We start from the raw sequence: 21,693 nt of genomic DNA on the forward strand, positions 1-21,693 counted from the left end.
AGATAATAACAGCTCAGCCAAATCCGCTTTGACTTGTATCAGAAACAGCGCCGCCTGCCCGGCCCCGGGCCGCGGCTCGACGACGTGCCACGCCCGCCCTAAAGCTGTTGCATCATTTTGCGCACGCCCGCGACATGCCGCCGGCTGACGATCAGGGCGTCGCCATTGAGGCCTTTGAGAAACAACTGGAAATGCCCCAGGGGTGTTCGCTGCAAACGCTCGATGCGCTCGCGGGCCACCAGGGCATTGCGGTGGATGCGCACAAAGCGATCACCGAATTCGTCTTCAAGCGCCTTGAGCGGCTCGTCCAGCAGCACTTCGCCGCCCTCGTGGCGCAAGGTCACGTACTTGTGATCGGCGATAAAATAGATCACCTGGGCCAGGGGAATCAGCTCAATGCCCTTGCGGGTACGTGCACTGATATGACTGCGCGGCCCATTGCCGCTTTCGGCGGCAGGGCGGGTCAAGGCTGCCAGCTGCACGCGATTGGGTCGTTCGGCGTGCTTGAGGGCTTCGAGCAAGGATTCGGAGCGCACCGGCTTGACCAGATGGCCCACGGCGCTGGCGTCGAATGCTTCGAGCGCGAATTCATCCTGGGCCGCGCAAAACACCACGGCAGGTGGCGTTTCCCGTTCGCATAACCGGGCGGCGACCTGCAAACCGTCCAGGCCGGGCATGCGGATATCAAGCAAGACGATATCCGGCTTCAGGCTGTCGATCAGGGTCAATGCCTCATCGCCATTGGTGGCGCTGGGCTCCAGGACACTGTATCCCTCGAGTTCACTGACCATACGGCTCAGACGCTCGCGGGCTTGGGGTTCGTCATCAACGATCAGGACATTCATATAGCGCTGGATTCCTGCGTGAGTCTCGCACAAGGATAGCGTAGACAGGTGAAGTGACGTCCGTCACGGCGATCCACGCTAAGACTAGTGCGAAGGCCAAAAAGTGCCGCAAGCCGGTTACCAATATTTGTCCGGGCCTGCCCGATACCGCTCCACAACCTTGGAAGCACGACGCCGTCGCAGGGTCTGCTGATACCCGACATACCTGCCCCCTCTTCTACCGCCGCCCCAGGTTATGCCCGTGCACCCTCGCTGTACTGGGGGCTCCATGGCCGGGAGCGAGCGCCACATTCGATTGCCAGGCCCGGCGCGAGACCACAAGGGTCTACGCCAGTGCGCTGCTACTACTGTCCAACTGTAGACGGTTGCCAAGACGATATTGCTCAATCGAAAAATATCGTTTCAACATAATCGCTACCACGTCCAGCCATTGGCGCTTGCCGCACCTTGCGCGACACAGGGCACGACCCTAGTCTCTGCGCGCCCGAGGCCGGCGACAAGCCGTCAACCTGGCCCCGGGACAAATAAAAATCCTGCCGACCGGCGCCAACGACAGTCCGGGCAACCCTGTTATTATCCGCGACAACTTTTCACGCCATTTCCATTCAGCAGATCACGAGCGATTTCATGAGCACTGACAAGACCAATCAGTCCTGGGGCGGCCGCTTCAGTGAACCCGTCGACGCCTTCGTCGCCCGCTTCACCGCCTCTGTCACTTTCGACCAGCGCCTGTATCGCCACGACATCATGGGCTCGATCGCCCACGCCACGATGCTGGCCAAGGTCGGGGTGCTGACCGATGCCGAGCGCGACACCATCATCGAAGGCTTGAACACCATCCAGGGCGAAATCGAGGCGGGCAGTTTCGACTGGCGCATCGACCTGGAAGACGTGCACATGAACATCGAGGCGCGCCTGACCGACCGCATCGGCATCACCGGCAAGAAGCTGCACACCGGGCGTAGCCGTAACGACCAGGTCGCCACCGATATCCGCCTGTGGCTGCGCGACGAAATCGACCTGATCCTGGCTGAGATCACCCGCTTGCAAAAAGGCCTGCTGGAACAGGCCGAGCGCGAGGCCGGCAGCATCATGCCCGGCTTCACTCACCTGCAAACCGCGCAGCCGGTGACCTTCGGGCACCACATGCTGGCCTGGTTCGAAATGCTCAGCCGTGACTACGAACGCCTGGTCGACTGCCGCAAACGCACCAATCGCATGCCCCTGGGCAGCGCCGCGCTGGCTGGCACCACCTACCCCATCGATCGTGAGTACACCGCACAGCTGCTGGGTTTCGACGCCGTCGGCGGCAACTCCCTGGACAACGTTTCCGATCGCGACTTCGCCATCGAGTTCTGCGCTGCCGCGAGCATCGCGATGATGCACCTGTCGCGTTTCTCCGAAGAGTTGGTGCTGTGGACCAGCGCGCAGTTCCAGTTCATCGACCTCCCGGACCGCTTCTGCACCGGCAGTTCGATCATGCCGCAAAAGAAAAACCCCGACGTGCCGGAGCTGGTTCGCGGCAAGAGCGGCCGGGTATTCGGCGCCCTGATGGGCCTGCTGACCCTGATGAAAGGCCAGCCCCTGGCCTACAACAAGGACAACCAGGAAGACAAGGAACCGCTGTTCGACGCCGCCGACACCCTGCGCGATTCGCTGCGGGCCTTCGCCGACATGATCCCGGCCATCAAGCCCAAGCACGCCATCATGCGCGAAGCAGCGCTGCGCGGCTTCTCCACCGCCACCGACCTCGCCGACTACCTGGTGCGTCGCGGCCTGCCATTCCGTGATTGCCACGAAATCGTCGGCCACGCCGTGAAGTACGGGGTGGAAAGCGGCAAGGACCTGGCGGAAATGAGCCTGGAAGAGCTGCGTAAATTCAGCGACCAGATCGAGCAGGACGTGTTCGCCGTGCTGACCCTGGAAGGCTCGGTGAATGCCCGTGACCACATCGGCGGCACCGCGCCGGCCCAGGTCAAGGCGGCCGTGGTTCGCGGCCAGGCACTGCTGGCCAGCCGCTAAACCGCTCGCCGGCCAGCTCGCTCCAGCCCATTGGCGCTGGAGCGGGCCGGCTGGTGCCCCCCCTTGTGACCTATTTCTTGCTGGCGACCATCGCCAGGAACTGCGGCATCGCCGCATCCTTGTCCACCGCCACGCGCCGGGCATGGGGCCGTTGCTCGAGTTGTTCGAGCAGCGCCTTGGCTGCAGGCATCTGCGCCAGATAATCCACGCCGAACAGCTTGTGGCCCACCGCGCAGGCCAGGCTCACGCTGTACATGAAATACAGATCCGCCACGCTCAGAGTGTCGCCCGCCACATAGGGCGCGAACTTGGCGTGTCGGCCCAGGGCGGCGAACCCCTGCAGCAGGTCGGCATGGGATTTTTCCTTGATCGCGGCCGGCAACGGCATGCCGAAGAACGCCTCGGGGTAGCAGGCGCGGGCCGGTAACTCGATGTACAGCTCGATCTCCTTGGCCAGGGCCAGCACCTGCGCTCGCAGGTAAGGCTCGGTGGGCAGCAGTTTCGGGCCAGCCTGGGTCTGCTCGATGTATTCGAGGATCACGCTGGTTTCGTTGATAAAACCCTGCTCCACGCGCAGCACCGGCACCTTGCCTCGTGGGCTGATGGCCAGCGCCTCCGGGCTTTGGCCGGCGTAGAACGGCACTTCCTCGAAGGGCAGCCCCTTCTCCAGCAACGCCAGTTTCACCATGTTGTAGTAGTTGCTGACACTGAATCCATAGAGCTTGAGCATCACGTAGCCTCCGGGCCGTGCAGGGGGTTGGCAGCGCCTCTTTATAGATCCTGGGGCCCACTCTCGCCAGCAGCATCAGCGCTCTGAATGCAGGTAAACTGGCGACCTTTCCTTGAGGAGCCTGCCATGAGCGAGCCGACCGACATCGACCACGACGAAGAAGAATTCACCGAAAACACCTTGATCGAAGCGATCGAAAACCAGATCGAAAGCGACAACCCGCCAGCGGCCAAGGCCACGTTCAACAAGCTGACCCTGGTCGGCTACGAACGCGAGGAAATCCTCAGCCTGATGGCCCACGTGCTGGCCGTGGAGATCGACGCCATCCTCGAAGAAGACCGGGCGTTCGATACCCAATGGTATGAAACAGCACTGCGCGCCCTGCCCGAGCTGCCGCCAGAGAAGAAGTAAACCGGACCGCCCCCAGAAAGCCGGACCTGCCTGCACTCAAGCAACCGGCGCTCCCCCCTGCCCGCCCCCTGGCGCCGATGGCGTGCCGGCATTTGCCCGGCGCGGCCGACGCCGCCGCCACTGCACCGACAACCCGCCTGCGGCCATACACCGCTGCCCCGTACTGAAAAAGCCCACCGCGAATACTGGACAGGCCGCACAACTGCGTTCACCTTAGGAACGCTGTCGTCTAATTCCTAGAAAGTCTGGAGTCCTTATGTCGTATACCCCTGAGCTGGTTGCCGAACTGGAAATCCTTGCACTCTTCAACCTGGACAGTTCCCAGGAAGGCCTGAAAATTCATCAGACCGCTGCCCCGAAAGCTATCGCTGCCGCACAACGCCTATTCGACAAAGACCTGATTACCCAGCCCGATGGCGGCTACCTGACCAGCCTGGGTCGGGATGCTGCCGAGCACGCCCAAGGCCTGCTGACCATTCTGGCGGTCAACGAAACCGCTTAAACGCTCGCGTCCGGCCCCCGGGATCCCCGTCTGTCGGATTCCGCGGGCGCACCCCATCCAGGCGGTGGAAATCTGACGTCAAGAATCAAAATTCGACTTAAGGCCTGCCCCGTCTGGCTGTAAACTGCCGAGCGACCGATACCTCCCACGTTCGAGCTGCGCGAGCCGTTAGCAATGACCCGCACCCATGAAATCCGCCCCGATCTGGACGAGGGAATCGACCGCAAGGTTCTCAGCCAATTGCGCGCGCGTTTTCTCAAGCTCAATGAAGGCCGCATGGCCCGGGCCATGGAGGGGTTGTCGCCACGCCAGCAGGGCGTGCTCAACCTGCTGCCGCTGTTCTTCCACGTCAATCACCCGCTGCTGCCAGGTTATGTTTCCGGCAGCACCCCGGCCGGGCTGTCCAATTACGAACCCGACGCCCAGGCCCTGGCCGAAGCCCAGCGCCTGACCCGCTCATTTTCCTACAAGGCGCGCCACGGCAATCCACCGCGACCGATCCATGGCCTGTTCCTGATGGGCAGCCTGGGCACCCTGGCCCAGGCCGACCAGAGCGACATGGACGTCTGGGTCTGCCACGCCCCGGATCTGAGCGACAGCGAGCTCGCCGAACTACGCAAGAAATGCCAACTGCTGGAAGCCTGGGCCGACAGCCAGGGCGCCGAGGCGCACTTCTTCCTGATCGATCCAAGCCGCTTCGTGCGCGGCGAGCGCGATACCCAGCTGAGTTCCGACGACTGCGGCACCACCCAACACTACCTGCTGCTCGACGAGTTCTATCGCACCGCGATCTGGCTGGCCGGGCGCACCCCGTTGTGGTGGCTAGTGCCGGTGTATGAGGAAGCCCGCTACGCCCAGTACACCCAGACCTTGCTGTCCAAGCGCTTTGTGCCGGCCGAGGAAAACCTCGACCTCGGCCACCTGGCACGCATCCCCCCTGGGGAGTTCATTGGCGCCGGGCTGTGGCAGTTGTTCAAGGGCATCGAGTCACCGTACAAGTCGGTCCTCAAGCTGCTGCTGACCGAGGTCTATGCCAGCGAGCACCCCAAGGTCGAGTGCCTGAGCCTGCGCTTCAAGCAGGCGGTGTTCGCCAACCGCCTGGACCTCGACGAGCTGGACCCCTACATCGTGGTCTACCGGCGCATCGAGGAATACCTCAAGGCCCGCGCCGAACCCGAACGCCTGGAGCTGGTGCGACGCAGCCTGTACCTCAAGGTCAATCGCAAGCTCAGCAGCGGCAGCGGCGCGCGCAACCCGAGTTGGCAACGCTTGCTGCTCGAACGCCTGGCCAATGAATGGGGCTGGGACCAGCGCCAGTTGGCCATGCTCGACAGCCGCAGCCAGTGGAAGGTGCGCCAGGTCAGCGCCGAGCGCCGGGCGCTGGTCAACGAGCTGAACTACAGCTACCGCTTCCTGACCCAGTTCGCCCGCACCGAGCAGACCGTCAGCCTGATCAACAAACGCGACCTGAATGTGCTCGGGCGCAGGCTGTACGCGGCCTTCGAACGCAAGGCCGGGAAGATCGAATTCATCAACCCGGGGATCGCCCCGGACCTGGCCGAAGACACCCTGACCCTGGTCCAGTCGCCGAACCGCAGGGAATCCGGGCAATCCCATTGGGGTTTGTACAACGGCAGCCTGAGCGCCCTGGAATGGGAAAACTTCGCGCCGATCAAGCGCAGCCGCGAGCTGCTGGAACTGCTGACCTGGTGCCATCGCAACGGCGTGATCGACAGCACCACGCGCCTGGCCCTGCACCCCGGCACCAGCGACCTCAGCGAATTCGAGCTGTTCAACCTGCTGGGCAGCCTGCAACAGACCATCGCCCTGCCCCTGACCACGGTCAGCGAAGAGCAGCTGCTGCATGCCAGTGTGCCCAGCGAGGTGCTGGTGCTGGTGAATATCGGCGTCGACCCGCTCAAGCATCACCGCGACTTGAATATCCTGATGACCACCGAGCGTACCGACTCCCTGAGTTATGCCGGGGTCCGGGAGAACCTGGTGCTGACCCTCGACCAGGTCACGCTCAATAGCTGGAACGAGGTGATGGTCAGCCGCTACGACGGCGCCCATGCCCTGCTCGACTGCCTGCGTGACTACCTCAACAACCTGCCGCGCGGCACCCAGCCACGGCTGCGGGTGCGTTGTTTCTGCCACAACCGCGCCCAGTTCATCGCCCAGCGCGTCGAGGAAATCTTCGACATGGCGCAGAACCTGTTGCTCAGTCAGCTCAACCATCGCTACCTGATCCAGGTGCAGCAGCATTACCACGTGCTGGAGCTGGTGCCGGGGCAGGTCAATCATGTGGCCCTGGCAAGCCTGCCGGCGCTGCTGGCCTACCTCGGCGAAGAACAACTGAGCTACAGCCCGCTGCACCTGGACCCGATGGCCCTGGAGGAGCAGGACCTGGCGCTGGTCCTGCCCATGGGCCAGCCCGAGTGCATCCAGGTGTTCTACCGGATCATCGACAGCGAAGCCGAACTCTATGTGCTCGATGAATTCAATGCCCTCTGGCAGCAGCGCCTGCCTTACCACGACGAGCAAAGCCTGCTGGTGCCGGTGCAACGCTTCCTGCAGTCGATTCTGTATCGCCGGGACGCGCTGTTGCCGATGGATGCCAGCCAGCCGGTCGCGCCACTGGAAGCCTTGTACTACCAGATCCTGCCATCGGGCAGCGGCCGGGCGCGACGCGTGGAACCACGCCCGGCGCCGCTGACCCCGGTGGACAAGCCGTTTTATGACGTGCAGGCAATCATCGGCAAGGCTGCACCGGGCCAGGTGCAGGTCACCCTGTATTGCAATCAGCGGGAGTTCTCCGAACTGGAGCATGGCGACCAGCTGTTCAGCGTGGTCGCCCGGGAAATCGTCGAGCAGCGGCACGAGACGCAGCGTTATCGCTGCTACATCACCGACCTGGATCTGTCGGGCCTGCTGGGCGATGCACAAAGCCCGAGCAATCTGTACCTGCGCTACAAGTCTGACCTGGAGCGCGCACTGAACGACGCGCTCGAGCAGGTCTAGGGGGCTTCAGAGATGGAAGTCGCCGGCCGCTTCAGGCTGGTATTCGACTTCCAGCAGTGCCAGCTTCAGGGTCTTGCCGCCCGGCGCCGGCCAGTCGATGTGCTGACCCACCTGTAAACCCAGCAGCGCACTGCCGACCGGGGCCAGGATTGAAATCTTGCCCTCGTCGGCATTGGCGTCCTGCGGGTACACCAGGGTCAGGTGGTAATCCTTGCCACTGCCTTCTTCACGGCAATGCACGCGCGAGTTCATCGTCACGACACCCGCTGGGACTTCATCGTGACCAACCAGTGTTTCGGCGCGATCCAGCTCGGTTTGCAGCGCGATAACGCCAGGCAGCGAGTCGTCCAGGCTGTCGATCAGGCGCTCCAGACGTTGCACGTCAAGGCGGGTGAGGATGATGGTAGGTGCGGTGCTCATGATCCAGGCAGACTCCTTTTTTCTGCACAAAAAAAGCAAAACCCCGCCAAATAAGACGGGGTTCTCACAGACCTCGATGTGGCGAGGCGTAACCGGACACTACCACAGCACAGTAAATAAACAAGCCGCCGGCCACAGACCCTAGCCGAGGTCGGCTGCCGTATTTCGGCGTGTCAGCGCCTGGGCGCAGATGTCGCGCCGCCGCTGGTCATCGGCCGAGCGCCATTCGCGGATGTCTTCGACATGGCGAAAGCAGCCGCGGCAGACTTTCTCTTCGTCCAGGCGGCACAGGCTGATGCACGGCGAGGCCACCGCCGGACTGATATTGCTGTACAGCGGCTTGGGGGCACGCACCGGCGCAGTTTGGGTCACGGTCTCAGAGCCCTTCGAACTCAAGCTTGATATCTGCCTGTTCTTCGACGATCCGCTCGAGCATTTCGCCCAGCTGCTCTTCGCTCTTGTCGCACATCCAGCGCTCGCTTTCTTCGTCGTAGTCGAAGTGGAAACCACCGGAGCGCGCCGCCAGCCACAGCTGCCGCAAAGGCTCCTGGCGACTGAAGATCACCTGGCTGCCGTTTTCGAACTTGACGGTGAGAACACCGGCCGAGCTCTCCAGGTCGATGTCCAGGTCACTCTCGTCGAAAATATCCTCCAGCATCTGCTGGGTCGTATCGACCAGATCGTGGAAACGGGCTTCAGTCAAACTCATTGTGGCAACCTCAAAAAGTGTCTACTCACGCTCAAGCGCCGCAAGATACGGAGGCATCCAGGCGAATGCAAAGGATACCGATCAAGGGCACAAAGGCCATGCAAATTATTACCGCGCCCGCCCGCCGACACCCGGGCGCCGCGGGCAAAGGCCCGCCAGACGGGAGCCGCGCCGCATAGGCAAGCTGCAAGGTGGCCGGTATACTCGGGCGCAATTAACGCATTCTCAAGGATTTCGCCATGAAGCGCCTGATCTCTTCCCTTGCTGCGCTCGTCGCGGTTGCCTGCCTCGTTACTGCCTGTGGTCAAAAAGGTCCGCTGTATCTCCCCGATGACAGCAAGTCCCCTGAAGAACAAGCGAAGTCGCAATCGCAGTCGCACAAGCACGACTCCTACTAAGGGCAAAACATGGACGCTTTTAACTACCGCGACGGTGAGCTGTTCGCGGAAGGTGTAGCGTTGTCCGCCATTGCCCAACGCTTTGGCACGCCAACCTATGTCTATTCCCGAGCGCATATCGAAGCACAATACCTCGCGTACGCCGATGCCCTCGCCGGCACGCCGCACCTGGTGTGCTTTGCGGTAAAAGCCAACTCCAACCTTGGTGTTCTGAACGTCCTGGCGCGCCTGGGCGCCGGTTTCGACATTGTGTCCCGTGGCGAGCTGGAGCGGGTTCTGGCCGCCGGCGGCAGCGCCGACAAAATCGTCTTCTCCGGTGTCGGCAAAAGCCGCGAAGACATGCGCCGCGCCCTGGAAGTCGGGGTGCACTGCTTCAACGTCGAGTCCACCGACGAGCTGGAGCGCCTGCAGGTCGTGGCCGCCGAGCTGGGTGTGCGGGCCCCGGTATCGTTGCGGGTCAACCCGGATGTGGATGCCGGCACCCACCCGTACATCTCCACCGGTCTCAAGGAAAACAAGTTCGGCATCGCCATCGCCGACGCCGAAGACGTGTATGTCCGCGCCGCACAACTGCCGAACCTGGAAGTGGTGGGTGTCGACTGCCATATCGGTTCGCAACTGACTACCCTGGCGCCCTTCATCGACGCCCTCGACCGCCTGCTGGACCTGGTGGATCGCCTCGGCGACTGCGGGATCTACCTGCGCCACATCGATCTCGGTGGCGGCCTGGGCGTGCGTTATCGCGATGAAGAACCACCGCTGGCTGCCGACTACGTCAAGGCCGTGCGCGAGCGCCTCGACGGCCGCGACCTGGCCCTGGTGTTCGAACCCGGACGCTTCATTGTCGCCAACGCCGGGGTCCTGCTGACCCAGGTCGAATACCTCAAGCACACCGAACACAAAGACTTCGCCATCGTCGATGCCGCCATGAACGACCTGATCCGCCCGGCGCTGTACCAGGCCTGGATGGACGTCACGGCCGTGCGCCCTCGGGATGCCGAGCCGCGGACCTACGACATCGTCGGCCCGATCTGCGAGACCGGGGACTTCCTGGCCAAGGAACGCCAGTTGGCGCTGGAGGAAGGCGACCTGCTGGCCGTGCATTCCGCCGGGGCCTACGGTTTCGTCATGAGCTCCAACTACAACACCCGCGGCCGCGCCGCCGAAGTGTTGGTCGATGGTGAGCAGGCTGTTGAAGTGCGTCGCCGCGAGACGGTAGCCGAGTTGTTTGCTGGCGAAAGCCTGCTGCCGGAGTAAGCCATGCTGCTGCGTTTTACCAAGATGCACGGCCTGGGCAATGACTTCATGGTTCTCGACCTGGTCAGCCAGCACGCGCACATTCTGCCCAAACACGCCAAGCAATGGGGCGACCGCCACACCGGTGTCGGTTTTGACCAGTTGCTGATTGTCGAAGCACCGAGCAACCCGGATGTGGACTTCCGTTACCGGATCTTCAACTCCGACGGCTCCGAAGTGGAGCAGTGCGGCAACGGTGCCCGCTGCTTCGCGCGCTTTGTCCTGGACAAGCGCCTGACCACCAAGCGCCAGATCCGGGTCGAGACCAAGAGCGGCATCATCGAGCTGGATATCCGCAACGACGGGCAGATCAGCGTCAACATGGGCGCCCCGCGCCTGGTTCCGGCCGAGATCCCCTTTGACGCGCCGGCCCAGACCTTGAGCTACCCGCTCGACGTCGATGGCCAACAGATCGAGCTGGCCGCCGTGTCCATGGGCAACCCCCACGCGGTGCTGCGAGTCGACAATATCAACAACGCGCCGGTGCACGAGCTGGGCCCGAAAATCGAACATCACCCGCGCTTTCCGGCCCGGGTCAATGTCGGTTTTCTCCAGGTCATCGACCGCCAGCGCGCGCAGCTGCGGGTCTGGGAACGTGGGGCCGGGGAAACCCAGGCTTGCGGCACCGGAGCTTGCGCAGCCGCAGTGGCCGCGATCAGCCAGGGGTGGATGGATTCGCCGCTATTGATCGACCTGCCAGGCGGGCGCCTGTCCATCGAATGGGCAGGCCCAGGCCAACCGGTGATGATGACCGGCCCGGCAGTACGCGTATACGAAGGACAAGTGCGTCTATGAGTGAGCGAACCCCATGACCGACCAGCCTCAGGTTCCAGCCGAAAAGCCCGACGAATCCCCTTCCGAAAGCCTGGAGGCAGCGGCCATTGCCGCCTACCTTGAGGCTCATCCGGATTTCTTCGTCGAACACGAAGAACTGCTCCCGGCCCTGCGTATTCCCCACCAGCGTGGCGACACCATCTCGCTGGTGGAGCGGCAGATGAAGATCCTGCGCGAACGCAACATCGAGATGCGCCACCGCCTCTCGCAGTTGATGGACGTGGCGCGCGACAACGACCGACTGTTCGAAAAGACCCGCCGCCTGATTCTGGCGCTGATGGATGCCACCAGCCTCGAAGACCTGGTGATGAGTGTCGAAGACAGCCTGCGCCAGGACTTCCAGGTGCCCTTTGTCAGCCTGATCCTGTTTGGCGACAACGCCATGCCGGTGGGGCGCTGGGTCAGTGCCGGCGAGGCCCAGACCGCCATTGGCGGCCTGCTCACCGAGGGCAAGAGCGTCAGCGGCAGCCTGCGCGAGCATGAGCTGGACTTCCTGTTCGGCGAAGAACAGCGCAAGCAGATCGGCTCCACCGCCGTGGTCGCCATTGCCCATCAGGGCGTGCACGGCGTACTGGCCATCGCCAGCCGTGACCCGCAGCACTACAAGAGCTCGGTGGGCACACTGTTTCTGAGTTATATCGCCGAAGTCCTGGGCCGACTCCTGCCACGCTTCACCCACTCGCTGCGCTCGGTACGCTGAGCATGGAACGGCAGCTGGACGCCTACTGCGAGCACCTGCGCAGTGAGCGCCAGGTGTCGCCCCATACCCTGGAAGCCTACCGCCGTGACCTGAACAAAGTGCTGGCCCTGTGCGCCAAGCAGCAGGTCGCCAGTTGGGCGACACTCGATATCCAGGCCCTGCGCAGCATGGTCGCGCGCCTGCATCAGCAGGGACAATCATCCCGCAGCCTGGCGCGCCTGCTGTCGGCGGTGCGCGGCCTCTACCACTATCTGAACCGTGAAGGCCTGTGCAACCACGACCCGGCCAACGGCCTGGCGCCGCCCAAGGGTGAACGTCGCCTGCCCAAGACCCTGGACACCGACCGTGCCCTGCAACTGCTGGACGGCGCCGTGGAGGACGACTTCCTGGCACACCGCGACCAGGCGATCCTGGAGCTGTTCTATTCCTCGGGCCTGCGCCTGTCGGAGCTGACCGGGCTCAACCTGGAGCAGTTGGACCTGGCGGATGGCCTGGTCCAGGTGCACGGCAAGGGCAGCAAGACCCGGGTCCTGCCGGTGGGCAAAAAGGCCCGCGAGGCGCTGCAGTTGTGGTTGCCCCTGCGGGCCCTGAGCAATCCGGCGGACGATGCGGTGTTCGTCAGCCAGAAGGGCCGGCGCCTTGGCCCGCGGGCGATCCAGCTCCGGGTCAAGGCCGCGGGCGAGCGCGAACTGGGGCAGAACCTGCACCCGCACATGCTGCGGCACTCGTTCGCCAGCCATATGCTGGAGTCTTCCCAGGACCTGCGCGCGGTGCAGGAGCTGCTGGGCCACTCGGACATCAAGACCACGCAGATCTACACCCACCTGGACTTCCAGCACCTGGCGTCGGTCTACGACAGCGCCCATCCTCGGGCCAAACGCACCAAAGGCGGTGAGCAATGACCATCAAGCTGATCACCTTCGACCTCGACGACACCCTGTGGGATACCGCGCCAGTGATCGTCAGCGCCGAAGCCACCCTGCGCCAGTGGCTGACCGAACACGCGCCCAACCTGGGCGGTGTGCCGGTGGAGCATCTGTGGGCCATTCGCGAACGGGTGCTGGGCCAGGATCCGAGCCTCAAGCACCGCATCAGCGCCCTGCGCCGGCGCGTGCTGTTTCATGCCCTGGAAGAAGCCGGGTACGACCAGGCCCAGGCCAATCAACTGGCCGATCAGAGTTTTGAGGTGTTCCTGCACGCCCGGCACCAGCTGCAGATCTTTCCCGAAGTCGTGCCGACCCTGGAAGCCCTGGCCAACCATTTCGCCCTGGGCGTGGTCACCAACGGCAATGCCGACGTGCGCCGCCTGGGCCTGGCGGACTACTTCACCTTCGCCTTGTGCGCCGAAGACATCGGCATCGCCAAGCCCGATGCGCGCCTGTTCCACGAGGCCCTGCAGCGTGGCGGTGCGACAGCGGACAGCGCCGTGCACATCGGCGACCACCCCGGCGACGACATCGCCGGCGCCCAACAGGCCGGCTTGCGGGCCATCTGGTTCAATCCCGGCGGCAAAACCTGGGAGGCCGAGCGCGCACCCGACGCCGAGATCCGCAGCCTGACCGAACTCCCCGCCCTCCTCGGCCGCTGGAAATAGATCTGAGCTGCAAGCGGTAAGCTCCAAGCTTGCGGCTTGCCGCTGCCTGCCTCTGCTTCTCCCAACTTTTTGAGCACCAAAAAAAACCCGCAGCGACGGCGGGCTTTTTTCGGGGCAGGCGCCTTAGATAGGGCGGCTGCCGTACTTGTTGTCAGGCTTCTTGGGCGGGTCAGCGACCACATTGGCCTCGACTTCCTGCACTTTACCGCCACGGGCCAGGAACTCTTCCATGGCACGCGCCAGTGCATCACGCTCTTTGTTCTTGGCCTCGACGCTCGGCAGCTCGTCTACCGATACGGCAGCCTTGGCCTTGCCTTTGGCGGTCGGCGCGGGAGCATCGCCACCATCGTCTTCGACCACGTCATCGGCGGCCGCTTCAAGACCTTCTTCGGTTTCGTCTTCGTCGCCTACTTCGAGGTCGTCGTTTTCCAGATCATCGTCGCTCATGTTCTACCTCATGACTTGCGAAAAGCAGATTAGTTATAGCCCAGCTGAGCCGACTGTCGAAGGTCGCTGGAAAAAAATCAACATCCGCTGGTATCCAGCGGCTTATGCCTTATCACCGTGCAAGGTGGCAAGGACTTTACGGGCACCGCCATGATCTCGATGCTCGCCCAGATAAACACCTTGCCAGCTGCCTAGCGCCAAGCGCCCTGCCGATACCGGCAAGCTCAGTTGGCAGCCCAGCAGGCTGGCCTTGAAGTGCGCCGGGAGGTCGTCCGCGCCTTCGTCGTTATGTTCATACCCGGCCATACCTTGCGGCACCAGCCCGTTGAAAAAACGCTCGAAGTCACGTCGAACCGCCGGATCGGCGTTCTCGTTGATGGTCAACGAGGCCGAGGTATGCTGCAGCCACAGATGCAACAGACCGACCCGACAGGCCTTCAACTCAGGCAAGCCGGCGAGCAATTCGTCCGTTACCAGGTGAAAGCCTCGGGGCCTTGCCCGCAGGGTAATCAGAGTCTGTTGCCACATACAGTTCTCCGCACATTCGGCGCGCATTCTAGCGCGCTCTGGGAAAAAACAAAGCGCCTAATACTCGCCCTGCGCTGTAAGCAATTGGCCAGGGAAAAATAGCGCCGGCAAACCCCTGGACTCGCCGGGGAAAAAACCTTTCAGCCTCGCGTTAGTGACAAACGCCGGGCAAAAAAATGCCCGGCAAGCCGGGCATTTTTTTTCGCGAACCTACAAGTTGTAGCCGCGCTCGTTGTGTTGCGCCAGGTCGAGGCCGACCGCTTCTTCTTCCTCGGTCACGCGCAGGCCCATGACGGCATCCAGCACCTTGAGAATGATGAAGGTGACGATCGCGGTGTAGATCACCGTGAAGCCCACGCCTTTGCACTGGATCCAGACCTGTGCGGCGATGTCGGTCACGGTGCCGAAGCCACCCAGCGACGGAGCAGCGAAGACACCGGTGAGGATCGCGCCGAGGATACCGCCGATACCGTGCACGCCGAAGGCGTCCAGGGAGTCGTCGTAGCCCAGTTTGCGTTTCAGGCTGGTGGCGCAGAAGAAGCACACCACGCCAGCGGCCAGGCCGATCACCAGGGCGCCCATCGGGCCCACGGTGCCAGCGGCTGGAGTGATGGCCACCAGGCCTGCAACCACACCCGAAGCGATACCCAGGGCGCTTGGCTTACCGTGGGTCAGCCACTCGGCGAACATCCAGCCCAGGGCGGCGGCAGCGGTTGCGATCTGAGTCACGAGCATCGCCATGCCGGCGGTGCCGTTGGCGGCGGCAGCGGAGCCGGCGTTGAAGCCGAACCAGCCGACCCACAGCATGGCCGCGCCCATCAGGGTGTAACCCAGGTTGTGCGGCGCCATCGGCGTGGTCGGGAAGCCTTTGCGCTTGCCCAGCACCAGGCAGGCGATCAGGCCGGCCACACCGGCGTTGATGTGCACCACGGTGCCGCCAGCGAAGTCGAGTACGCCCCAGTCCCACATCAGGCCGCCATTACCGGACCAGACCATGTGTGCAATCGGTGCATAAACCAGGGTGAACCAGATGCCCATGAAGATCAGCATCGCGGAGAACTTCATGCGCTCGGCGAAAGCACCGACGATCAGCGCCGGGGTGATGATCGCGAAGGTCATCTGGAAGGTGATGAACACCGCTTCAGGGAACAGCGCCGCAGGCCCGGTGATGCTGGACGGGGTGACACCGGCGAGGAACGCCTTGCCCATGCCGCCGAAGAACGAGTTGAAGTTGACGACGCCTTGTTCCATGCCCGTGGTATCGAAGGCAATGCTGTAGCCGTAGATGACCCACAGGATGCTGATCAGGCCGGTAATGGCGAAGCACTGCATCAGCACCGACAGAATGTTTTTCGAACGCACCATGCCGCCGTAGAACAGCGCGAGGCCGGGAATGGTCATGAACAGCACCAGGGCCGTCGAGGTGAGCATCCAGGCGGTGTCGCCGGAGTTGAGGACTGGAGCCGCCACTTCGTCTGCCGCCATGGCCAGGCTGGGCATTACGAGGGACAACAGGGCTCCTAGCCCTGCGAATTTACGCAGAGTCATATTGTTTTCTCCTGGGGCGTTGGGGTTTGGCGGCTTAGATTGCGTCGGTATCGGTTTCGCCGGTACGGATGCGAATAGCCTGTTCCAGATTGACCACGAAGATCTTGCCGTCACCGATCTTGCCGGTGTTGGCCGCCTTGGTTATCGCCTCGATAACCCGGTCAAGATCCTTGTCGTCAATGGCGACATCAATCTTCACCTTGGGCAGGAAATCGACCACGTATTCCGCGCCGCGATACAGCTCGGTGTGGCCCTTCTGCCGACCGAAGCCTTTGACCTCAGTAACGGTAATGCCCTGCACGCCGATCTCGGACAGCGACTCGCGCACGTCGTCCAACTTGAACGGCTTGATGATGGCAGTGACTAGCTTCATGAAAACTCTCTCCCGAATTGGTGGACTTGCCCCAGGAAAACAAACCCGACTCAAGTCTAAGCGCAGTGCCTGGCTTTGTAACGCATCGTCGGCCTTGCGCTGCCAGACCGACACCAGCTAACTGCTCCTGACGAAACACTTCCCGCTGCGTCTGCCGCACTGCATTCGTCACAGCGACTGCATCAGTGCATGGGTCATCAGCTCCTAAGCAGAAACCTTGCCAGCTCCTGAAAAACCCCTGATTTCAACCCCTTGCCGGCGATCGCCAGTATCAGCTCGCCATCACCGCCGCAGATACGCACAAAAACGGTGCGTCGCCGCGCGGCGCCATGCGCGAAAAACGTGCGTGCCTGCCCTCGTCCGTGCCCGCGAATGCTGCGTGATACACTGCGCGCCATCAGTTTTCAGGACCTTCCCATGCTCGCGCCCAAAGACCTTCTCGACGCCCTGAGCGGCCACGCTTCCCGCCTGTTCAGCGGCGACACCCCGCTGCCTCGCAATGAAATCGAAAGCCAGTTCAAGGCTCTGCTGCAAAGCGGCTTCAGCAAACTGGACCTGGTCAGTCGCGAAGAATTCGACAGCCAGATGGTGGTGCTGGCCCGCACCCGCGCCCGCCTCGAAAGCCTTGAAGCCAAAGTCAGCGAACTCGAAGCCCGGCTCAACCCGCCGAGCGAATGACCGGCTGCGTGGGAACCCAGGAACCCGACCAGGTGCAGGTCAGGGGCGACTAGCCACCGGAATGACACATCCTGTGCCCATTGCCCGGCTGCCGTCGGTGCCACGCCAACTATCCTTGTAACGCCCGCCGCAGGACGCGGCATGGGCTTCACCAAGGAAGGGCCCATGTCTCTGGCGATCATCCACAGCCGCGCTCAGGTCGGCGTGCAGGCACCGGCGGTCAGCGTCGAAGTGCACCTGGCCAACGGCCTGCCCGCGCTGACCCTGGTGGGGCTGCCGGAAGCCGCGGTCAAGGAAAGCAAAGACCGGGTGCGCAGCGCGATCATCAACTCGGGTTTCAACTTTCCGGCACGGCGCATCACCCTCAACCTGGCACCGGCCGACCTGCCCAAGGACGGCGGACGCTTCGACTTGGCCATCGCCCTGGGCATTCTCGCCGCCAGCGTGCAGGTGCCCAGCCTGGCGCTGGATGAAGTCGAATGCCTGGGTGAGCTGGCGTTATCCGGCGCCGTGCGTGCGGTGCGCGGCGTGCTTCCGGCAGCCCTGGCCGCGCGCAGTGCCGGACGCACGCTGGTGGTGCCGCGGGCGAATGCCGAAGAAGCCTGCCTGGCATCGGGCCTGAAAGTGATCGCGGTCGACCATTTGCTTGAGGCGGTGGCGCATTTCAATGGCCATGCGCCGATCGAGCCCTTTGTGTCCAATGGTTTGCTGCAAGCGGACCGCCCCTACCCCGACCTGAATGAAGTCCAGGGCCAGCTGGCGGCCAAACGGGCGCTGCTGGTGGCGGCGGCAGGCGCCCATAACCTGCTGTTCAGCGGCCCGCCAGGCACCGGCAAGACCCTGCTTGCCAGCCGCCTGCCCGGCCTGCTGCCACCGCTGCAGGAACAGGAGGCCCTGGAAGTGGCGGCGATTCAGTCGGTCGCCAGCCACATCCCCTTGTGCCACTGGCCACAACGACCGTTTCGCCAACCGCACCACTCCGCCTCCGGCCCGGCCCTGGTGGGTGGCGGCTCGAAACCGCAACCCGGAGAAATCACCCTGGCCCATCACGGCGTGCTGTTTCTCGATGAACTGCCGGAATTCGACCGCAAAGTGTTGGAGGTGCTGCGAGAACCGCTGGAATCGGGCGAGATCGTGATCGCTCGCGCCCGGGATCGGGTGCATTTTCCGGCGCGCTTTCAGCTGGTGGCGGCGATGAACCCCTGCCCCTGCGGCTACCTGGGCGAACCCAGCGGCCGCTGTCGCTGTACCCCGGAGCAGATCCAGCGTTATCGCAACAAGCTCTCGGGCCCGCTGCTCGACCGAATTGACCTGCACCTGACCGTCGCCCGGGAAACCACCGCCTTGAACCCCACCCCGCAGCCCGGGTCAGACACGGCCCACGCCGCCGCCCTCGTGGCCCAGGCCCGGGCATGCCAGCAGCAACGCCAGGGTTGCGCCAACGCCTTTCTCGATTTGCCGGGGCTGCGCGCGCACTGCACGTTATCCACAGCCGACGAGCATTGGCTGGAGAACGCCTGCGAACGCTTGACCCTGTCGCTGCGCGCCGCGCACCGCCTGCTCAAGGTCGCCCGGACCCTGGCCGACCTCGAGCAACGCGAACAGATCAGCCGCGAGCACCTGGCGGAAGCGCTGCAATACCGCCCCAGCGCCAGCAGCGTGTGATCACTCCTTGGACAGGTCGACCAGGGGCGTTGGCCGCACTTCAGTCTGGCGTCCGTCCTGAATCTGGCTGACCCGGGCCAGGGACTTATCCACAGCCGATTTGTCCGCCAGCAGGCTGTAGCGAATCTGGAACTGCCGCTGCTCCTTGGCACCGATGGTCGGCACCAGGTTCAGCGGCCGCTGGTAGCGACGGTTGTAGGAGAAGCTGGTGCCAGGCTCCAGGCCGGTGACGTAACCCTGGCCCTGGGTGTCGGTATTCTTCCACAGCGAGAACACCGGCAACTGTTGCGTGTTGAAGCCCAGGGAGACGCCAAGGTTGCCGGCCTTGTTGTGCAGCACGGCCAAAGTCTCGCCCTTGGCATCGGCATAAGGCACCACGTTGTAGACGGTTTCGTCGTAGTCGCGGGTCGGGCCGCGATAAGTCTGCCACTGCCCCAGGTCTGCCTTGGCCTTGTCATTGAACGGCGAGACCTGCTTCACCGGTGCGGCAAAGCGCGCGCCCTCTTCAAGGAACGGCGTGCTGAAGTTGCTGTGGTACAGCGCCTGGTATTCCTTCGGGTAATCGCCGTTGTTGGTCAGGGTGTCGTTGAGGGCAAAACTCACGCTGCCGGGCTCGGTCAGCAGTTCGGTGACCACCGTGAAGTCGACCTTCTTGAACGCCTGCTCCTTGAGCTCGCCGCGCAGGCTGATGGCATAGGGCGGCTTTTCGTCGATGTGCAGGGTGACTTTGTTCGCCGGAATATTTGCCGCCCGGCCGTGCAGGGTCAGCAGCTCGCCGTTGTCCATCCCCGGGTGGCCGACCCATTCGTAGCCGCAGCGGGTGACCAGCTCGTTGAAGCCTTCCAGCCAACCCAGGCCACCGCGACCGTTGAGCTCGATAAAGGCCGGGTTGACCACTTCCTTGACCGGTGAATCCCACCCCAGGCGCACCGAGCCTACGGAAGCCTGGAGGACGTTCATGCCACGGGTGGGGACCACCGAGAGTTTCATCGCACCGTTATCGATGTCGACAATGCTCACCCCTTCCTGGCGCCCGCCGTGCAGGGTGCGCAGGGTCACAGAGAAGGGTTTGTCGATCTTGAGCCCCAGCTGTTGGCTGGTGATGTGCAGGTTTTGTGCGGCCTTGTCGGTGTCGAGCAGGACATAGTCCCAGGCCATGGCGTGGGAGGCGGCTGTCAGCGCGCCGAGGGTGACAAACAGTTTAAGCGGAGTCATGGAGGTTGCCTTTCTTGGAGTTGTGCAATTTTTATAGCGCTGAAGAAACGTTTCAGCAAGCATAAAAAACCGCATCAGGCAGACAAGATCAGGCAAGCCCCAGTATTAGCTGGCTACTCGAATCTCCAGCAGCAGACGCGCCACCTCCATGACTTCGTCCAAAGCCGCTGCCGCCGCCGCGTGCGAGGGCTGCAACAACAGGTCATCGGCATAGCCCATGGTCTGGGCGAACAGTTGGCGCGCCGCGCGTTCGGCGTTCTGGCAGCGAAACACTTGATCGGCCACTCCCTGCTCGATGATGTGCGCCAGCATCGCCTGCCATTGGCCGTTGATCTTCAGGTACGCCTCGGCCATGGGCGCGTCGTGCATGGCCTCGTCCCAGGCGTCCAGCCAGAGCGCCCAACCAGCGTCCGCCGAGTCGGGCAGGCAGTCGCGCAGGAAGCCTTGCAGCGCGTCCAGCGGCGCGGCGCCTGCCAGGGATTGGCGCGCCGTTTCAAGCTGCTCGTCGGCAAAGCGCACGAAGGCCTCACGGCGCAGTTCATTCCAGTCGCTGAAGTAGTGGTAGACGTGGCTGCGGGACAAACCGGCGTGCTCTGCCAGATCCCGGGTGGACACATCAGCGAAACCCTTGCTGCGAAACAGCTCCAGGGCGGCGGCGATGATCTGGTCTTTACGGTCGATACGCGACATGGGGCTTGCCTCCGGACGCCGCTGGATGGACGGCGCTTGCCTTTTGAGCGTTCGCTCAAAGATAATTGAGCAGTCGCTCAATATTAGCGTTTATCTTCCCTTCGGTGCACCCATGTCAGGCGTTACGTCGCAAATTCTTGTGGATGAAAGCAAAAAGATCGGTCAGCAATCCGCTGGCCAAACCCTCAAGGCCATCGCCCGGGCGTACCCCGGCAAACTGTTTTTCACCCTGAGCCTGGTGGCCCTGGAAAACGCCCTACTCCTGGCCTACCCGCTGTTCGCCGGCTTTGCGGTGGACTCGATCATTCGCGGCGACACCGGCAGCGCCCTGGTGTACGCGGTGGTGGTGCTGGCGTTCTGGGTGGTCGGTGCCGCACGACGCGCCGTGGACACCCGGACTTTCACCCGCATCTACACCGACCTCGCGGTGCCGGTGATCCTCAACCAGCGCCTGCAAAATCAAGACACATCCACCGCTGCGGCACGGGTGGTGCTGGCGCGGGAGTTCGTCGACTTCTTCGAGAAACACATTCCGACCATCGCCACCGCCCTGGTATCGATCGTCGGCGCCGCGGTGATGCTGGCGCTGATCGAGCCCTGGATCGGCCTGGCGTGCCTGCTGGCACTGGTTCTGTGCAGCACCCTGTTGCCACGCTTTGCCCGGCGCAACCAGTCGCTGCACGAGCGGCTCAATGACCGGCTGGAAAAAGAGATCGGCATGGTCGCCCGGGTCGGTGCGGCGTCATTGCAGCGCCATTACCGGGTGCTGTCGCGCCTGCGAATCTGGCTCTCGGACCGCGAGGTGGTGGCCTACCTGTTTATCGGCACGGTGGCGGCGGCGCTGTTTGTGGTCGCCATCAGCCAACTGGCCCGGTCGCCAGAGGTCAAGGCCGGCCACGTGTATGCGGTGATGACCTACCTGTGGACCTTTGTCAGCAGCCTGGACAAGGCGCCGACCATGGTCGACCAACTGGCCCGCCTGCGGGATATCGGCAAGCGGGTAGACCCCGGCCTGTAGCGGCTGCCGAGCGCCGTTCATGGTGCTGCCACTGCCCGGTGTTCGATCA

24 protein-coding genes and 1 pseudogene are annotated in these 21,693 nt (G+C 63.2%); 13 read left to right on the forward strand and 12 right to left on the reverse strand.

The annotated features are described in order from the left end of the window. Positions 1-98: 98 nt before the first annotated feature. Positions 99-845, reverse strand: coding sequence for a LytTR family DNA-binding domain-containing protein (locus CF161_RS07540; RefSeq protein ID WP_020295970.1), 747 nt, complete (start codon positions 843-845; stop codon positions 99-101). Beyond that, a pseudogene (locus CF161_RS33085) lies at positions 842-994 on the reverse strand (sensor histidine kinase); the annotation flags it as partial. The gene CF161_RS07540 and the pseudogene CF161_RS33085, both read right to left, overlap by 4 nt. Before the next feature lie 478 nt (positions 995-1,472). Between CF161_RS33085 and argH the strand changes: the two are divergent. Beyond that, the gene (argH, locus tag CF161_RS07545) at positions 1,473-2,867 is read left to right on the forward strand and encodes an argininosuccinate lyase (RefSeq protein WP_020295971.1); all 1,395 of its coding nucleotides are present in this window, start codon (positions 1,473-1,475) and stop codon (positions 2,865-2,867) included. A 70-nt stretch (positions 2,868-2,937) separates the two neighbouring features. Here argH and CF161_RS07550 read toward each other — a convergent pair whose 3' ends face one another. Beyond that, positions 2,938-3,597 carry a glutathione S-transferase family protein gene (locus CF161_RS07550; protein WP_020295972.1) on the reverse strand — a complete coding sequence of 220 codons (660 nt, stop codon included), beginning with the start codon at positions 3,595-3,597 and terminating at the stop codon, positions 2,938-2,940. 126 nt (positions 3,598-3,723) lie between these two features. Between CF161_RS07550 and CF161_RS07555 the strand changes: the two genes are divergently transcribed. The 3 genes from CF161_RS07555 to CF161_RS07565 all read left to right on the forward strand — a co-directional run bounded on the left by CF161_RS07555 (position 3,724) and on the right by CF161_RS07565 (position 7,531). Beyond that, on the forward strand, positions 3,724-4,008 hold the full coding sequence (locus tag CF161_RS07555; RefSeq protein ID WP_020295973.1) for a hypothetical protein: 285 nt from the start codon (positions 3,724-3,726) through the stop codon (positions 4,006-4,008). A gap of 256 nt (positions 4,009-4,264) precedes the next feature. Further along, positions 4,265-4,510, forward strand: coding sequence for a TIGR02647 family protein (locus CF161_RS07560; protein WP_020295974.1), 246 nt, complete (start codon positions 4,265-4,267; stop codon positions 4,508-4,510). 174 nt (positions 4,511-4,684) lie between these two features. Further along, positions 4,685-7,531, forward strand: a complete 2,847-nt coding sequence (locus CF161_RS07565; RefSeq protein WP_020295975.1) for a class I adenylate cyclase — start codon at positions 4,685-4,687, stop codon at positions 7,529-7,531. Positions 7,532-7,537: 6 nt separating this feature from the next. Here CF161_RS07565 and rnk read toward each other — a convergent pair whose 3' ends face one another. From rnk to cyaY, 3 genes are all read right to left on the reverse strand, one after another. Next, positions 7,538-7,951: a nucleoside diphosphate kinase regulator gene (gene rnk / locus CF161_RS07570; protein WP_020295976.1), complete on the reverse strand. Its 414-nt coding sequence runs from the start codon at positions 7,949-7,951 to the stop codon at positions 7,538-7,540. A gap of 141 nt (positions 7,952-8,092) precedes the next feature. Beyond that, positions 8,093-8,323, reverse strand: a complete 231-nt coding sequence (locus CF161_RS07575) for a DUF1289 domain-containing protein (protein WP_020295977.1) — start codon at positions 8,321-8,323, stop codon at positions 8,093-8,095. Positions 8,324-8,327: 4 nt separating this feature from the next. Beyond that, entirely contained in the window at positions 8,328-8,660 is a 333-nt protein-coding gene (gene cyaY / locus CF161_RS07580) for an iron donor protein CyaY (RefSeq protein ID WP_020295978.1), read from the reverse strand. Positions 8,661-8,899: 239 nt separating this feature from the next. Here cyaY and CF161_RS32115 point away from each other — a divergent pair, with 239 nt between their 5' ends. From CF161_RS32115 to CF161_RS07610, 6 genes are read left to right on the forward strand one after another with little or no spacing between them, the layout of a single operon-like run. Next, on the forward strand, positions 8,900-9,058 hold the full coding sequence (locus CF161_RS32115) for a lipoprotein (RefSeq protein ID WP_020295979.1): 159 nt from the start codon (positions 8,900-8,902) through the stop codon (positions 9,056-9,058). A gap of 9 nt (positions 9,059-9,067) precedes the next feature. Beyond that, entirely contained in the window at positions 9,068-10,315 is a 1,248-nt protein-coding gene (gene lysA / locus CF161_RS07590; RefSeq protein ID WP_020295980.1) for a diaminopimelate decarboxylase, read from the forward strand. A gap of 3 nt (positions 10,316-10,318) precedes the next feature. After that, positions 10,319-11,149, forward strand: a complete 831-nt coding sequence (gene dapF, locus CF161_RS07595; protein ID WP_020295981.1) for a diaminopimelate epimerase — start codon at positions 10,319-10,321, stop codon at positions 11,147-11,149. A gap of 13 nt (positions 11,150-11,162) precedes the next feature. Beyond that, entirely contained in the window at positions 11,163-11,888 is a 726-nt protein-coding gene (locus CF161_RS07600) for a DUF484 family protein (protein ID WP_020295982.1), read from the forward strand. A gap of 2 nt (positions 11,889-11,890) precedes the next feature. After that, positions 11,891-12,790 carry a tyrosine recombinase XerC gene (gene xerC, locus CF161_RS07605; RefSeq protein ID WP_020295983.1) on the forward strand — a complete coding sequence of 300 codons (900 nt, stop codon included), beginning with the start codon at positions 11,891-11,893 and terminating at the stop codon, positions 12,788-12,790. Then, positions 12,787-13,482: an HAD family hydrolase gene (locus tag CF161_RS07610; protein ID WP_020295984.1), complete on the forward strand. Its 696-nt coding sequence runs from the start codon at positions 12,787-12,789 to the stop codon at positions 13,480-13,482. Before xerC ends, CF161_RS07610 begins: the two co-directional genes overlap by 4 nt. Before the next feature lie 123 nt (positions 13,483-13,605). Here the strand turns inward: CF161_RS07610 and sutA are convergent, their stop codons facing one another. From sutA to glnK, 4 genes are all read right to left on the reverse strand, one after another. Further along, entirely contained in the window at positions 13,606-13,929 is a 324-nt protein-coding gene (sutA, locus tag CF161_RS07615) for a transcriptional regulator SutA (RefSeq protein WP_020295985.1), read from the reverse strand. Between the two features lie 102 nt (positions 13,930-14,031). Beyond that, positions 14,032-14,457 carry a secondary thiamine-phosphate synthase enzyme YjbQ gene (locus CF161_RS07620; protein ID WP_020295986.1) on the reverse strand — a complete coding sequence of 142 codons (426 nt, stop codon included), beginning with the start codon at positions 14,455-14,457 and terminating at the stop codon, positions 14,032-14,034. Positions 14,458-14,667: 210 nt separating this feature from the next. Then, complete coding sequence (locus tag CF161_RS07625; protein WP_020295987.1) at positions 14,668-16,005, reverse strand: ammonium transporter; 1,338 nt, start codon at positions 16,003-16,005, stop codon at positions 14,668-14,670. 34 nt (positions 16,006-16,039) lie between these two features. Continuing rightward, positions 16,040-16,378 (reverse strand): P-II family nitrogen regulator, encoded by a 339-nt coding sequence (gene glnK / locus CF161_RS07630; protein WP_002555808.1) that lies wholly within the window; start codon positions 16,376-16,378, stop codon positions 16,040-16,042. A 417-nt stretch (positions 16,379-16,795) separates the two neighbouring features. On the opposite strand from glnK, the gene CF161_RS07635 reads away from it, so the two are divergent. Continuing rightward, positions 16,796-17,056 (forward strand): accessory factor UbiK family protein, encoded by a 261-nt coding sequence (locus CF161_RS07635; RefSeq protein ID WP_020295988.1) that lies wholly within the window; start codon positions 16,796-16,798, stop codon positions 17,054-17,056. Between the two features lie 165 nt (positions 17,057-17,221). Then, complete coding sequence (locus CF161_RS07640) at positions 17,222-18,721, forward strand: YifB family Mg chelatase-like AAA ATPase (RefSeq protein ID WP_020295989.1); 1,500 nt, start codon at positions 17,222-17,224, stop codon at positions 18,719-18,721. Here the strand turns inward: CF161_RS07640 and CF161_RS07645 are convergent, their stop codons facing one another. Both CF161_RS07645 and CF161_RS07650 read right to left on the reverse strand, forming a co-directional pair. Then, positions 18,722-19,936, reverse strand: a complete 1,215-nt coding sequence (locus CF161_RS07645) for an aldose 1-epimerase family protein (protein ID WP_020295990.1) — start codon at positions 19,934-19,936, stop codon at positions 18,722-18,724. Between the two features lie 105 nt (positions 19,937-20,041). Further along, positions 20,042-20,626, reverse strand: coding sequence for a TetR/AcrR family transcriptional regulator (locus CF161_RS07650; protein WP_020295991.1), 585 nt, complete (start codon positions 20,624-20,626; stop codon positions 20,042-20,044). Positions 20,627-20,738: 112 nt separating this feature from the next. On the opposite strand from CF161_RS07650, the gene CF161_RS07655 reads away from it, so the two are divergent. Further along, on the forward strand, positions 20,739-21,644 hold the full coding sequence (locus CF161_RS07655; protein WP_256206348.1) for an ABC transporter six-transmembrane domain-containing protein: 906 nt from the start codon (positions 20,739-20,741) through the stop codon (positions 21,642-21,644). Positions 21,645-21,693 lie beyond the last annotated feature (49 nt).

The organism is Pseudomonas sp. CF161 (assembly GCF_000416215.1).
Lineage (GTDB): Bacteria > Pseudomonadota > Gammaproteobacteria > Pseudomonadales > Pseudomonadaceae > Aquipseudomonas.